Below are 616 nucleotides of genomic sequence, written 5' to 3'. Positions count from 1 at the left end.
TTATCTTCTTTGTAATATTTAAATTCATTATAGCAACATTCTAATTCTTGTGGTAAAATTGTTTCATCGTATGCTAAGGTGTTAAAATTTGCATTATATGTATTAGCTTGTCTTTTTAAAGCTTCCTCATTGATATGTCCTACTGGAACAAAATTTTCCCAAAAAAGTTCTTCATCCATTGCTTTACCTTGTTGTTAAATATTTTTATTTAAATCCAATAACTAGCTTAGCATATTCTAACATAATTTATAAAGTTACATATATTTGACTTATTTTTCATGCTATTATTTTATCTTTTTATAACTTGCATCGGCTATATCTGCATAATCTTTGATTTCTGAGATAAGTTCTTTAGAAGTCATTAATAATTTCCCCCTTCATACTTCTCATCACTTTTTACAAACTTACCATTAATAAAATAATGCAAAGAAGATCCAACTCCAACACCTTTGTGACTTAGGCTTGTAAAGCTAAATCCTATTGCTTCATCTCCAAATAAACCATAATTTGTTTCAATATACATAAATCTAGTAGAAAAAACAACAGGATATTTTTTACCCTTACATACATAATAAGTACTCATACCCATATAAGGTCTTACTTTTTTATAGTTTTC

At 26.8% G+C, this 616-nt stretch carries 1 pseudogene; it reads right to left on the bottom strand.

The window, feature by feature from the left end:
- Positions 1 to 361: 361 nt before the first annotated feature.
- Positions 362 to 616, bottom strand: a pseudogene (locus CQA75_RS08950) (tRNA 2-selenouridine synthase); the annotation flags it as partial.

Origin of the sequence: Campylobacter taeniopygiae (assembly GCF_005406225.1) — a bacterium.
Taxonomy (GTDB): Bacteria; Campylobacterota; Campylobacteria; order Campylobacterales; family Campylobacteraceae; genus Campylobacter_D; species Campylobacter_D taeniopygiae.
Note: the sequence above shows the minus strand (reverse complement) of the source record. Positions and strands in the feature narration are given on the sequence as shown.